This window comes from Desulfocurvibacter africanus subsp. africanus DSM 2603, from assembly GCF_000422545.1.
GTDB classification, from domain to species: Bacteria; Desulfobacterota; Desulfovibrionia; order Desulfovibrionales; family Desulfovibrionaceae; genus Desulfocurvibacter; species Desulfocurvibacter africanus.
The window spans coordinates 1-13,408 of sequence record NZ_AULZ01000038.1 but is presented as its reverse complement, the minus strand read 5'-3'; the positions used below and the strand labels follow the sequence as shown (position 1 = coordinate 13,408).

The following is a 13,408-nucleotide window of genomic DNA, read 5'->3' as shown; positions in this document are numbered from 1 at the left end:
CGAGATGTTCGTCAAGGACCCCGTAGGCCCGGAGTTCATGGCTCCGCCCGCCCGGCAGGAACGGGCAGCCTAGAGCAGATTGCTTTTACAGCACCTTGCACATGAAATTAGAAAATGGGGGTGCAGGGAGCGCCGCTCCCTGCCGGGAGAGAGTCTGAGAGAGGGCAGCGCCCTCTCTCAGTTCAAACGCAAATTGCTCTAGGGCCTGTTAACGCTATATAAGAACAACAGCTATTATAGCGCGTTACGTTTAAAGCAATTTCCCTGGGCCCTTATCTTCATTCATAAACTGCTTTAGTGTGAACAGGCCCTAAAGCAGATTGCTTTTAAGGCGCCCGCTCCGGCTTTGACGGCGCAAGTGAATTGCGCCTACGCCTACGCGGCGGCAAGCCATGCCGACGCATGGCTTGCAGAGCATTTTCAAAAGCAAAATGCTCTAAAATGGAACGACTCGACCGGGACAGGGATTTCCTTCTCCCCTGCCCGGCCAAGATCTCACGACGACGGCTTGCCTCCCGCAGGCTCGGGCTCCAAGGGTGAAAAGCCCGGCGGCAAAGGCTCGCTGCCTGCGCCGGGAGTGCCGGACTCCTCCAGCGGCGAAAAGCCGGGAGGCAAACCATGCTCATCGGAGCCGGCCGGGATGCCCCAGGTCTTGTCCTGCTTGAGCGACAAGGACAGCCCCGTGGCCTGGGCGGCTGATTGCAGGGAGCCTGAGGACAGGCGAATCTGATTCTTGGAGCCGACGCGGATGGCCCGCGCGGGCCGCACGGGACAAAAGTGCTCACAATAGCCGCAGCCAGCACAACGTTTCTCGTCCACGTGCGGCACATAGACCGGGTTGCCCGGCTCGGGCTTGAGTTCCACCGCCCCATAGGGACAGACCTCGTCACACACCAAACACTTCTTCTTGTCCTTCCAGGCCAGGCATGTCTCGCGATTCACTTCGGCCGTACCGAGTTTGGCCCAGACGCGTTCCTGCAAAGGCAGAGGCCGAATGGCCAGGGTCGGACAGGCTTTGCCGCATTGGTGGCAATGCGGATCGCAGAAGCCGCGCACAGGGGTCAGCCCAGGACTGAACACGCCCAGCACACCCGAGGAGAACCACACGGGCTGGATGATGTTCGTGGGACAGGCCAGGGCGCACTGGCCGCAACGCATGCAGCGGGACAGGAACTCGTCCTCGGGGGCGCTGCCCGGAGGCCGAACTGTCGCGGCTTGCAGCGGTGCGGCCAGACCCAAGCCGCCCACGACCAGTCCGGCCGCGCCCGTGGCTCCGGCGGCAAGCACGGCCCGCCGACCAGCCATGGTCGGCTGCGCAATTTGGGAATCCAGCACAGGCAGGCTCACGGGGAAATCGATAGCCCCCGTCGGGCAGACTCCCGCGCAAACGCGGCACAGGATGCACTCGCCATGGCGCGTCGCGTGAGGATCGTCAGCTATGGCCTGCATGGGGCAGGCGCGTTGGCATTTGCCGCATTCGATGCACTTCTCGGACACGCGGCGGCGCCAGACGGGCCTGCGCGAAAGCAAGGCCAGGCTGGCCCCGGCTGGGCAAACGTAACGGCACCAGAAACGCGGCGAAAGTCGCGAGGCGGCGAACACAAGTCCGAAAAAGACGGCCACGAAGCCCATGGTAGCGAAAAGCGGGGCCCTGATCTCCAGAAACAGCAGCGTGCGGATATCCAGAGCGTCGGCCACCGGCCGCATGAGCGGCAAGGCTTTCTCCATGCTCAGAGCCGCGAGCGGATAGGCCACAAGACCCCACAAGCGCGTCAACAGCGGCATGGGCGCGGCCAGGAACACAAGCGAGACGCCCAGCAGCGCGGAGCCGAGGACGAGCGCCAGCAGCCAGTATTTGACCTGCCGCAGACTCCCGGGCAGCCGCCTGCGGCGGGCCAGCAGGGCGTCGGCGCAGTCCACGGTGGCGCCCATGGGGCAGACCCAGCCGCAGAACAGCCGACCCAGCAGCGGGGCCAGGGCCAGCACGAGCAGTCCGGGCACGATGCCGGCCGGGAAGTCCCGTGCGCTCAGGGCCGTGCCCAAAGCCACCAGCGGATCCAGACGCAAAAATAGATTCTCCGCCACGGGCGAGGCCAGGTTGGCGAAGGCTGCGGCCAGCAGACCCAGGAAGAGCGTCAGGCTCAGGGCCTGTACGAGGCGTTGCGCGCGTGGGCGCGGCAGACGCAGACGTTTATTACGAAGGCGCGCCGGACCGGAACGCCCTGGAGCTCGACGAGTTTGCATGGCTGAACGGTAGGCGCTCCGGCTAGAGGGTCAAGGTCCGCGTGTGCAGGTTTTCGATATCCAAACGGCCCAGGCCGCGCTCGGCGGCCCGGCGGATGTGGTTGACCTGCTGAGGCTTGAACGTGCGGCCGTACCACTCGAAGGACGCCACGCAGGTTGCGTCGGCCGCGACCATGTCGCGCGAAGCGATGACCGTGTCCGCCTTGATCACCTTGCCAGGCCCGGAGGGTCCGCCCGTGGTGAGCACGTAGCTCGAGTCGATCACCGTCAGATCGGCCTTGAGCAGGCTGGCCAAGTCAACGATAGCCTCGTCCAGCTCATGGCGTCCGTGCATGACACCGCGATCGAGGATGAGCCCCATCATGCCCTTGAGCGACAGGCTGACGCCCGCACTGGAATGGGATTTGGCCGTGGGCGCTGCGATGAGCACGTCGGCCTCCAGCACGTCGCGCATGACCTGGTTGCGCTTCATGTCCTCGCCCTTGGGGATGTCCGCCTCGCGGTAAAAACTCGGGCTGGTGAAGGCGTGCACCATGTCCTCTTCGATTGCCTGGCAGGCCTCGCGGATGCCGGACTGCTCCAGGCAACGCTCGGCGCTGGACAGCGGATGATCCAGGACAAGCACGCGCGAGGCCCCGGCCTCCTTACACATGGCCGCCAAAGCCGTGACAACCTCGGGGTGGGTGTTGGAGCCGCGCTCCACCGGGTGAGGGAAGCTCATGTTGGGCTTGATGACCACGCGCTGGCCGGGCTTGACGAAGGCCTTCATGCCCCCGAGCAACTCGACCGCCGCACGCGTGGCCGCTCCGGGAGCGCCCTTGACCACGGCCACGTCGGGCGCGGCCTCCGCGAACAACGACTCGGCGCTCACCAGGCCAGATGCCCCAGCCGCCAGCCAGAGCGCACCATGCAACTGATATTTGAGGAAATCCCTGCGCTTCATGCAAGCCCCCCTGCTCTGGAGATGACGCGGGCCTCGGGAATGAAGGCCGGCGGGTCACGAATGGGGCAAGCCTAGCAACTCGGCATGGCCAGGGCAAGGAGAGTCGGCACGAAACGCGTCTAAAGCAGATTGCTTTTAAGACGCCCGCTCCGGCGTTGACGGCGCAAGTGAATTGCGCCTACGCCTACGCGGCGGCAAGCCATGCCGACGCATGGCTTGCAGAGCATTTTCAAAAGCAAAATGCTCTAGGGCCTGTTCACACTAAAGCAGTTTATGAATGAAGATAAGGGCCCAGGGAAATTGCTTCAAACGTAACGCGCTATAATAGCAGTAGTTATTATATAGCGTTAACAGGCCCTAAAGCAGATTGCCTTTAAGACGCCCGCTCCGGCGTTAACGGCGCAAGTGAATTGCGCCTGCGCCTACGCGTGGCGGCAAGCCATGCCGACGCACGGCTTGCAGAGCATTTTCAAAAGCAAAATGCTCTAACCGCCCAAGGTCAAGCCAAGCACGCCCAGGAACATGAGCAGGGAGCCGGCCAACTGCGGGCCAACCTTGCGCTCGCCGAACATGGCCATGCCCAGCAGCACGCTGAACAACCCGCTCAGGCGCTTGATGGAAATCATGTAGGCTGTCTGGATCAGGGCCACGGCATACATGTGCAGCAGGAAATGGGCGGACATGGCCAGGCCCACGGCCAGGCCCAAGGTGGGACGGCGCAGCATGGGCCGGATGCGGATGTGTCCGGTCAGGCGCAAAGTCAGCAGGATAAACGGCGCGGCCAGACACCAGAAGACCACGGCGGAGAAAAACGGGTCCATGAGCTGCACCTGGCGCTTGCCCATGACCGCGCACAGAGCATAGATCAGCGAGGCCCAAAGCATCATGCGCGAGCCGGGCTCGCGGAACAGGGCCTTGAAGGGCGCAAGCACGTCGTTGCGACGGAAACTGCCCAGGTTGAGCACGTAGCTGCCGGCCACGATGGCCATGATGCCGGCCATGCCCGCCGGGCTGACCGTCTCGTTGAGCCAGGCATAGCCTACGAGCACCACGAATGCCGGCGTGAATGACAGAAGCGGCATGGTCAGGGACAAGGGGGACAGGTTCACTGCCGCGAACTGGAGCAGCAGGCCCAGGGAATTCAGCGGAACGAGCGCGGCCGTGATCCACCAAAATTCGGCGGGAGCTGCCAGGCTTCGCCCCGAGGCGAGCATGAAGGCCAGCAGGGGCAGGAACACGGGCAGGATATAGAGCATGGGCAAAGCGGCCATCTGCAAGGGCCGCTCGCGGCCAAAGAACTTCTTGAGCAGCGCAGCCTCGGATGCCGCCAGGAACGCGACCGTCAGCGATGCGGGAAACCAGTGCATGCGCGTGGTCCGACTTCGGTCAGTTGGCGGCCTGGAAGACCACTGTCTCGCCGCGTTGCAGGAACACCGCGCGCATTAGCCTGCCCTGGCCGTCCAACTCTACCTGCAGGACGAAAGGCGCCTCGCCGTTGCCCATGAGCCCTTGCACGGCCGGGGTCATGACCAGGAAACGCAGGTCGCGGAAGATCACCAGTCGGCCATGCTCCGTGGCCTGCTCCTCCATGGCCAGGAAGCGGGAAAACCAGCGGTAGATGTCCACGAACTCGGACTGCGCGGCCAAGCTGTCCAGCAGGGCCGGGTCGGCTTTGCGAAAGGTTTTGAAGCCGTCCATGCCCTTGCCCGGCAGCAGGCTCACGGAGGTCACGCGATAGGTGTCCCCTTGCTCCACTATGATCTTCCACCACAAAGGGCTGAAGGCGTCGGGCTGCACGTGCACGCCATCGAAGGGCACGCCCTGGCTCGCGAGCTTGCGCGCGTAGAGGCTGCCCACGTTCTCGCGCAGGGTGGCGTTGGATAGCGGATAGATAACCAGCCAGGCCAGCCCCACCACGGCGAAGAAGCGACGCTTGGGCTTGGCCATGAAGCTCAGGGTCCCGAAAGCCAGGAGCGTCAAGGTGAAGAAGGGATCGATGATGAACACGCAGGGAAAACTGGCCCGCGCATGAGTAAACGGCAGATAAATCTGCGTGCCGTAATTGGTGATGAGGTCCAGGAAGATGTGCGCGAGCACGCAGCCGTAGGCTACGGCCGCTACGCGCCAGGCCGCCAGCGACCTGTTGAAGGCCTTGGCCGCGAGCGCCAGCAGCAAGGCCACGGCCAGTCCGCCGACGAAAGAGTGCGTGATGCCCCGGTGGTAGAGCAGGTACGGCCCAGGCCCAAGCAGCGAGAATAGATTGTCGATGTCGGGAATCCAGGCCGCGAGCATGCAAAAAGGTATGATGCGCTTCCAGGGCAGGAAGCCATCCCGAACAGCCTGACCAGCCAATATTCCGCTTGCGAGGTGGGTTACCGGATCCATGGTCGCCCTTCTATCCTACAAACCACGCCTGCTTCCACCACAATCTGGTGTCGCCCCTGAACAGCTCGCTGAATTGCCACGGCAGCTTCCGCAACGGAAGTGGGTACGCCGATTCGGGAACTCCCCAGGCTTTCCAGGTGCAACGGGTGCTCCGTCGCATGAATAACTCAGAGACTGCACCCTCAAGCGAAGACGAACGCGGAAGCCTTTCTCCAGTTCCTTCACCTGTACTCCGTCGAGCTTAAACCAGTGGCACTCTTTTTATTTATTTGCTACTTGGGAATGTCCGCAACAAGACGATCTTCCGGGGGCAGCATGAGCACGCTGATTCGCATTGCATCCAAACTGGCCTGCCTGATCCTCCTCGCCACGCTTGTTCTGCCGTGTCCGACTCTGGCACATCGGGTCACGGTCTTCGCCTGGGTCGACGGCGACACGGTGCGCACCACCAGCCAGTTCAGTCGGAACAACAAGGTTCATAGCGGCCTCATCGAGGTGATGGACGCAGCCACGGGCGAGCTGCTCGTAAGCGGCAGGACCAACAACCAGGGTGAGTTTTCCTTCGAGATTCCCCCAGCGGTCCGCGCGCGTGGCATGGACCTGCGCGTGGCGCTCAAGGCCGGCGAAGGCCATGCCGGCGAATGGATCGTGCCCGCAGCCGAATACATGGTCCAGGCCGGTGCGGTATCTATGAAGCAGTCGGAGCAGACAGAGATGTCGGGCCAGGCTAAACCTGTCGAAACTTCCGGACAGGCTGGAGCAGACCCGGCCGTCACTCCGCAGGTCTCAGCCGACATGCAGGCCATTGAGCAGGCCGTGGAGCGCGCCCTTGAACGCAAGCTCGCGCCCGTGACGCGCATGCTCGCCGAGCAGATGCAAGCCGGCCCGTCCGTGCCCGAGATCGTCGGCGGCATCGGTTGGCTCGTGGGTCTGGCCGGCATAGGCGCTTGGCTTGCCGCCAGGAAGAAGAAGTGATCTCCGAGCCCCTTACGGCCCATGGCGGGCTGCTTTCTCGCCTGGACCCGCGCATGCGGCTGGCTGCCGCGATCGGGTTCTCCGTCACAGCGGCCGTGCTGACGCACATTCCAGCCGCCCTTGCCGCCCTGGCCTGCGGCCTGTTGCTATTGGCCTTGTCGGGACTGAGCCTGCCGCCGGTTCTCAAGCGGCTGCTGCTGGTCAACGGCTTCGTGGCCTTTCTGTGGCTCTTTCTGCCCTTCAGCACGCCAGGCGAACCAATCTGGAGCCTGGGACCGCTCGCAGCCACCCGCCAGGGCTTGGCCATGGCACTGCTCGTCACGCTCAAGGCCAACGCCATCCTGCTGGCCTTCATGGCCCTGGCCTCGGCCATGGGCGTGCCGGCTGTAAGCCGCGCATTATCCGGTCTGGGGCTGCCCAGGAATCTGGCCCAGCTCGTCGCGTTCAGCTACCGCTACCTCTTCGTGCTCGGAGAGGAGTATCACCGCTTGCGCACGGCCGCGGCCGTGCGCGGATTCCGACCCAGGACCGACCTGCACACCTATCGCACCTACGCTCATCTGCTAGGCATGGTCCTGGTGCGTAGCCTGGACCGCTCCGAGCGCGTCTACCAGGCCATGCTCTGCCGCGGCTTTGACGGCGTGTTCCGGGGCCTGGACTCGCCAAGGCCAGGACAGGCCGACGCGGCCTTCGGCCTGCTGGCCCTTGTGGCCGTGACGACCATGCTCTATATGGACCTCGCATGAACGAAGCCAATTCCGCGCCCCCCCCAATCCTTGAAGCCCAAGGGCTGACCTTCGCCTATCCCGGCCGCGAAAGGCTCATGGACGGCCTGGATTTCATCCTGCGACCTGGCGAGCGGATCGGACTCGTGGGCCACAACGGCGCGGGCAAAACGACATTTTTCCTCGCGCTCATGGGTCTGCTCAAGCCCCAAGCCGGTCGAGTGTTCTTCAATGGCAGCGAGGCGTGTACCGAAAACGATTTCGCTGCCCTGCGCCGCCGCGTTGGACTGCTCTTTCAGAACGCCGACGACCAGCTCTTCAGCCCCACTGTACTGGAAGACGTGACCTTCGGGCCGCTCAACCTGGGGCAGCCGCCGGCCCAGGCACGCGAGACAGCCGTGCGCACCCTGGGCATGCTCAACCTGTCCGGCTTCGAGGAGCGCGTGACGCACAAGCTTTCTGGGGGCGAAAAACGGTTGGTGGCCCTGGCCTGCGTGCTGGCCATGGAGCCTGAAGCCTTGCTGCTGGACGAACCCACCTCGGGCCTGGACCCGGAGACGCGCGAGCGGCTCATCGGCATTCTTCGCGGCCTGCCCGTATCCTACGTCATCATTTCCCACGATTTGGATTTCCTGGAGCACACCACGGGCCTGCTCTGCGCCATGGAGCACGGCAAGATCGACTGCTCGCCTCGAATGTCCATCCACAGACATGCCCACGTGCACATCCACGGCGACAAGCCACACGTGCACCAGGAGTAGTAGCCGGAAAAGAAACCGGGCAGGGCTTTGCCCTCCCCGGACCCCACCCACCAGGGAGCGCGGCCCCCTGGACCCCATATCCAAAAAATGGTTTGAACATCTTACAGCATGCTGAGCGGGTCCAGATCAAGGCTCAACCGAAGCTCGCCCCCGACTGGGGCCAGTTCATGGGCCTTGGCGAACACGGAGCGCAGGGATTGCCAGTCCGCGGCCTTGAGCAGGCAATGGAAGCGCTTGCGGCCGCGCAGCATGGCAATGGGAGCAGGCGCGGGGCCCAAGGCGCGCACGCCGCGAGCGGCTGCTTCATCGCGCAGGGCCTGGGTCAGCTTGGCAAGGGTCTGCGCCCCCTGCTCCCAGTTGAGCGGATAGCTCGCTCTTACCAGGGCCAGGCGCGAAAACGGCGGATAACCGTAGCGTCGCCGCAGTTCCAGTTCCTGGGCATAGAAGGCTTGATAGTCATGGGCCAGCACGTGCGACCAGAACTCGTTGCCCGGATCGCGGGTCTGCACGAGCACGCGCCCCGGCTTCTCGCCACGGCCGGCGCGGCCAGAGACCTGCACCAGTAGCTGAAAGGTGCGCTCGGCCGCGCGGTAATCCGGCATGTTGAGCCCCAGATCCGCATCGGCCACGACCACCAGGGTCACGCCCGGAAAGTGGTGCCCCTTGGAGAGCATTTGCGTGCCCACGAGCACCTGGGCCTTGCCCGAGCTGAACTCGCGCAGGATCTCCTCCAGCCGTTCCTGACGGCGTGTGGAATCGCGGTCCATGCGCAGAATGGCCGTCTCGGGCGGGAGCACGTGTGCCAGGACCTCCTCCAACTGCTCGGTGCCTTCGCCCAGAGGCAGATAGTTGGCCGCTCCGCACGACGGGCAAGGCATTGGGAATTCCTCGGCATGGCCGCAATAATGGCAGATCAGCCGCCCCCGTGACCGGTGGAAGGTCAAGCCGACGCTGCACTCCGGACATTTCACGGTCTGGCCGCAGTCCAGGCAGTACATCAGCGGCGCATAGCCCCGGCGGTTGAGCATGATGATGGCCTGCTCGCCGGCCTGCACGGTTTCGCGCAGGGCCTGCACCGAAAGCGGCGCCAGGGGCGAGGAGCGCTCGGCCCGCAGGTCCACCAACTCCACCTCCGGCAGGCGGCTTTCGCCCACGCGCTGCATGAGGCGAACAGCCGGCACATGGCCGTTCTGCGCGGCATGGAAAGTTTTCACATCGGGCGTGGCCGAGCCGAGCACGAGCAGGCTGCCGGTCTGGCGGGCCAGCACCCAGGCCACTTCCTTGGCCTGGTAGTTCAGCCGTTCGTCCTGCTTGTAGGACTCGTCATGCTCCTCGTCGAGCACGATGAGCCCCGGCCGGCGCACGGGCAGGAACAGAGCCGACCGCGTGCCCACCACCACCATGGGCTCTCGGGCCGCGGCCACTTCGCGGAAGGCCCGTTCGCGCTTGGCCGGGGATTGGTAGCCGTGCACCAGCAGCACCCGCCATCCCGGCAACCGCTCGCGGGCCTGGCGGTGCAGAGAGCAGGCCAGGGCCACCTCGGGCGCAAGGAGTATGGCCGAGCGGCCGGAGGACAGGCACTCCTCGGCCAGGCGCAGATAGACCATGGTCTTGCCGCTGCCCGTGATGCCGTACAGCAGCCTGGCTTGACCGTTCCGCTGCCCCATCGCCGCGGTCATGTCGGCCAATGCCGCAGTCTGTTCCACCGTAAATTCAGGCCACACAGGGCCAGAAACATCGACGGCGCAGGCCGCTTCATCTTCCTGATCGGCGGGCGGCAATCCGATGGCCACCAGGCCGCGTTTAACCAAGCCGCGCAGGGCCGCATCCGCGCCTTTGGGCAGCGATTTGAGCAGGAGTGTCTTGGACACGGCCCCACGCTCGTGAAGATATTCGAGGATCTCGGACTGTCGCACCGCTCCGGGCCGTATGGGCCAGGGAGGATCGATCTTAAGGATGGCGTAGTCTTCATCGCGTGCCGAGCGCTCAATCGGCCGCATGCGACCCTGGGCCCACAGCATGGCCAGGCGCTGCAAGGCACCGGACTCCATGGCGGCCAGGTCTCTGGCCGAGAGGACTGATGGAAAATCAAAACCTGCGACGCTGAAGCGCATTACCGCTGAACGCAGCCCAGCCGGGATCACCGAGGCAAGCACCTGGCCGACGGAGATGAGCTGGCGCTCGGCCAGGGACGCAGCCAGATCCACCGCGGGCTGGCCCAAAAGCGGCTCGCGCTCCAGTGGCCAGAGCAGCTCGCGCAGTTCGCAGCCCTCGGGTGGAACCTGCTCCTGCCCCACGAGCACCACGGCCGCCAGGGATTTGCCCAGCGGGGCAAGCGCGCGCAATCCCACACGCCATGCCTCGCCAGGCAGGCTGGCAGGTGCGGCATAGGTCAGGGTGGCGAATGGCGGCCGCAACAGGGCCGCTTTCCAGAGTATGCTCATGGTCAGTCCACGGTTTCAGGAGCGGGCATGCATTCCCGCGCATCATCGCCCAGCGGGAGGCAGCTGTCCATGGTCCCTTAAAGCAGATTGCTTTTAAGACGCCCGCTCCGGCGTTGACGGCGCAAGTGAATTGCGCCTACGCCTGCGCAGCGGCAAGCCATGCCGACGCATGGCTTGCAGAGCATTTTCAAAAGCAAAATGCTCTACACAGAAGCGGCCCTGGCCGGGTTTGCCGACCAGGGCCGCACAGCAGCAGGAGGCAAGGCCTCCGACGTTATTTGCAGGACAGCAGCTCCTGAAGCCGCTTGACCAAGTCGTAGCGCAACTCCTCATCTTGGAGCGCGAAATAGATATTGGCGGTGAGGTAATCCACCCAGTCGCCGCTGTCGAAACGCTGGCCGCGGATCTTGACCGCGAGCAGGCGATTGCTTCGGGCCATGGCCTGAAGCGCGTCCGTAAGCTGAATCTCGCCGCCGTGTCCAGGCTGCGTGCGCTCCAGATGCTCGAAAATCTCGGGCGTCAGAGCGTAGCGGCCGACAATAGCCAGACGGGACGGGGCTTCGGAAGGCGACGGCTTTTCCACCACGCCGCGCACGCGGTAGCGACCGGGCGCGTACTCCTCGGCGCGGATGATGCCATACCTGGAAACCTTCTCGGGCGGTACTTCCATGACGCCCACGACGGCCATGTTTTCGCTGCGCGCGGCTTCCAGGACCTGCTTGATGCCGGGCTCGGCGCCGAAGATGAGATCGTCGCCGACCATGACCGCAAAGGGATCCTTCTTGACCACGTCGCGGGCGCAAAGCACCGCGTGGCCCAAGCCGAGTTGAACCTTCTGGCGCACGGAGGTGATGTTGACCATCTCGGCCACGTCGCGCACGGCCTTGAGCAGGTCGTACTTGCCGGCGCGTTCGAGCACGCCCTCCAAGGCCAGGTTGTAGTCGAAATGATCCTCGATGATCTTCTTGTTCTGGTTATTGATGAAGACCACGTCGGTCAGTCCGGCGCGCATGGCCTCCTCGACCACGTATTGCACCACGGGCTTGTTGAAGACCGGGAGCATCTCCTTGGGAATATTCTTGGTGGCGGGCAGCGACCTGGTGCCCCATCCGGCGACGGGAACAACGACCTGGGTAATGCGCATTAGGCAGACTCCTGTTGTGTGCTACCGGATCAGGTTCAACCGGGCCAGGCCTGGGCGGAGCGCTATTCAGCGCAAGCTCGCCTCGACTACGCCGACCAATTCCTCGCTCAACTGCTTGACGAGAGCCTTGTCCTCGCCCTCGACCATTACCCGCGCCAGGGGCTCCGTGCCCGAATAACGCAGAAGCACCCTGCCCCGGCCGCCAAGCTTCTGTTCGGCATCGACCAGGGCTTTCTGCACTGCCGGCACCTCTTCGAAGGGCGTCTTGTGGACCACGCGCACGTTGATGAGCGTCTGGGGATAGGGCTCCAACAGCTTGGCCAACTCCGAGAGCGGCTTTCCCCGTTCCTGCATTATACGCAATAATTGCAGCGCTGCAAGAATACCGTCACCAGTGGTGGCATACCTGCTGAAAATGATGTGCCCCGACTGTTCGCCACCCAAAACACCACTCTCGCGACGCAGCGCTTCGGCCACATAACGGTCACCCACGGGTGTGCGCAGGAGCCGGCCGCCCAGGTCCCGCATGAAGACCTCCAGGGCCATGTTGCTCATGACCGTGGCGACCAGCAGATTTCCAGGCAGTTCGCCCCGCTCGGCAAGATCCTTGGCGCAAATGGCCATGATCTGGTCGCCGTCCAGCACCGTGCCCTTCTCGTCCACGACGATCAGCCGGTCGCCGTCGCCGTCCAAGGCCAGGCCAATCCCGGACTGGGTCTCGCGGACCTTGGCCGCCAGGACTTCCGGATGGAGCGAACCGCACTTTTCATTGATGTTCAGTCCATTGGGTTCGACGCCCAGCTTTATGACCTCGGCCCCGAGCTCCTCGAAAAGCAAGGGCGCGACTTTGTACGTGGCTCCGTTTGCGCAATCCAGCACGATGCGGAAACCGTCCAAGGTCACTGCCTGGGGCAGCGAATTCTTGAGCGAAACGATATAGCGCCCCGGGCTGTCCTCGATCTTGAAAGCGCGCCCCACCTTGTCAGAGCTGGGATAATCCCAGTCGGTTCCTTCCGCCAGGACCATGGCCGTGATCTCCTCTTCCACCTCATCCGGCAGCTTGAAGCCGTTGCGGTCGAAGAATTTGATGCCGTTATCCTGAAAAGGATTGTGCGAGGCGGAGATGACGATGCCTATGTCAGCGCGCATGTTGCGGGTCAGAAAGCTGATGGCGGGCGTAGGCATGGGCCCGACCAGCATGACGTGCATGCCAGAAGCGCACAGGCCCGAAGTCAACGCGGTCTCGAAGACATAGCCGGACAGTCGAGTGTCCTTGCCTATGACTACTTTATGGCGACGCGAGCCGTTGCGGAAATACTTCCCTGCGGCAAGTCCCAGGCGCAAGGCTATCTCGGGAACCATGGGGTATGTGTTCACCGTGCCGCGCATGCCATCCGTGCCGAACAGTTTCTTGGCCATAGGTCTATATCATCTCCTCGACATGTTTATCGTTGTTTCTACTATTAGAGCATTTTGCTTTTGAAAATGCTCTGCAAGCCATGCGTCGGCATGGCTTGCCGCCGCGCGCAGGCGCAGGCGCAATTCACTTGCGCCGTCAACGCCGGAGCGGGCGTCTTAAAAGCAATCTGCTCTAGATGAGCGTGCCCATGAGCATGCCGTGAGATAGCCTGGCGGCTATTTCCTGACCGTGATCTCCACGGCCTCCGGTCTGGTCTTGAGCAGCGTCGTATGTTCGGGAAGGCGGACCTGGAAGGGCAGCGTGTAGCGCCCCGGGTCCACGTCCGGATCAATACGCAGGAAGGCTCTTACCTGCTCGTGGAGCCGAT

General features: G+C 63.7%; 10 protein-coding genes. 3 read left to right on the top strand and 7 right to left on the bottom strand.

Annotation, left to right across the window (positions count from 1 at the left end):
* Nucleotides 1–495: 495 nt before the first annotated feature.
* From H585_RS0117625 to H585_RS0117610, 4 genes are all read right to left on the bottom strand, one after another.
* Nucleotides 496–2,244, bottom strand: coding sequence for a 4Fe-4S binding protein (locus H585_RS0117625; RefSeq protein ID WP_027368794.1), 1,749 nt, complete (start codon nt 2,242–2,244; stop codon nt 496–498).
* 22 nt (nt 2,245–2,266) lie between these two features.
* Complete coding sequence (locus H585_RS0117620; RefSeq protein WP_027368793.1) at nt 2,267–3,187, bottom strand: DUF362 domain-containing protein; 921 nt, start codon at nt 3,185–3,187, stop codon at nt 2,267–2,269.
* A gap of 485 nt (nt 3,188–3,672) precedes the next feature.
* Nucleotides 3,673–4,554, bottom strand: a complete 882-nt coding sequence (locus H585_RS0117615) for a DMT family transporter (protein WP_027368792.1) — start codon at nt 4,552–4,554, stop codon at nt 3,673–3,675.
* Between the two features lie 19 nt (nt 4,555–4,573).
* The gene (locus H585_RS0117610) at nt 4,574–5,572 is read right to left on the bottom strand and encodes a metal-dependent hydrolase (RefSeq protein ID WP_027368791.1); all 999 of its coding nucleotides are present in this window, start codon (nt 5,570–5,572) and stop codon (nt 4,574–4,576) included.
* Nucleotides 5,573–5,887: 315 nt separating this feature from the next.
* Here H585_RS0117610 and H585_RS0117605 point away from each other — a divergent pair, with 315 nt between their 5' ends.
* Genes H585_RS0117605 through H585_RS0117595 form a run of 3 tightly spaced genes read left to right on the top strand, consistent with a single transcriptional unit; the run spans nt 5,888 to nt 8,033 of the window.
* A complete protein-coding gene (locus H585_RS0117605) occupies nt 5,888–6,547 on the top strand; it encodes a hypothetical protein (RefSeq protein WP_027368790.1) in 660 nt (219 codons plus the stop codon).
* Nucleotides 6,544–7,293 (top strand): cobalt ECF transporter T component CbiQ, encoded by a 750-nt coding sequence (cbiQ, locus tag H585_RS0117600; protein WP_027368789.1) that lies wholly within the window; start codon nt 6,544–6,546, stop codon nt 7,291–7,293. Before H585_RS0117605 ends, cbiQ begins: the two co-directional genes overlap by 4 nt.
* Nucleotides 7,290–8,033 (top strand): energy-coupling factor ABC transporter ATP-binding protein, encoded by a 744-nt coding sequence (locus tag H585_RS0117595; protein WP_027368788.1) that lies wholly within the window; start codon nt 7,290–7,292, stop codon nt 8,031–8,033. Before cbiQ ends, H585_RS0117595 begins: the two co-directional genes overlap by 4 nt.
* A 101-nt stretch (nt 8,034–8,134) precedes the next feature.
* On the opposite strand, the gene priA is transcribed toward H585_RS0117595, so the two are convergent.
* From priA to glmM, 3 genes are all read right to left on the bottom strand, one after another.
* Nucleotides 8,135–10,477, bottom strand: a complete 2,343-nt coding sequence (gene priA, locus H585_RS0117590; protein WP_027368787.1) for a replication restart helicase PriA — start codon at nt 10,475–10,477, stop codon at nt 8,135–8,137.
* Between the two features lie 274 nt (nt 10,478–10,751).
* Nucleotides 10,752–11,621 (bottom strand): UTP--glucose-1-phosphate uridylyltransferase GalU, encoded by an 870-nt coding sequence (gene galU, locus H585_RS0117585; RefSeq protein WP_005985812.1) that lies wholly within the window; start codon nt 11,619–11,621, stop codon nt 10,752–10,754.
* Nucleotides 11,622–11,687: 66 nt separating this feature from the next.
* Nucleotides 11,688–13,040: a phosphoglucosamine mutase gene (gene glmM / locus H585_RS0117580; protein ID WP_027368786.1), complete on the bottom strand. Its 1,353-nt coding sequence runs from the start codon at nt 13,038–13,040 to the stop codon at nt 11,688–11,690.
* Nucleotides 13,041–13,408 lie beyond the last annotated feature (368 nt).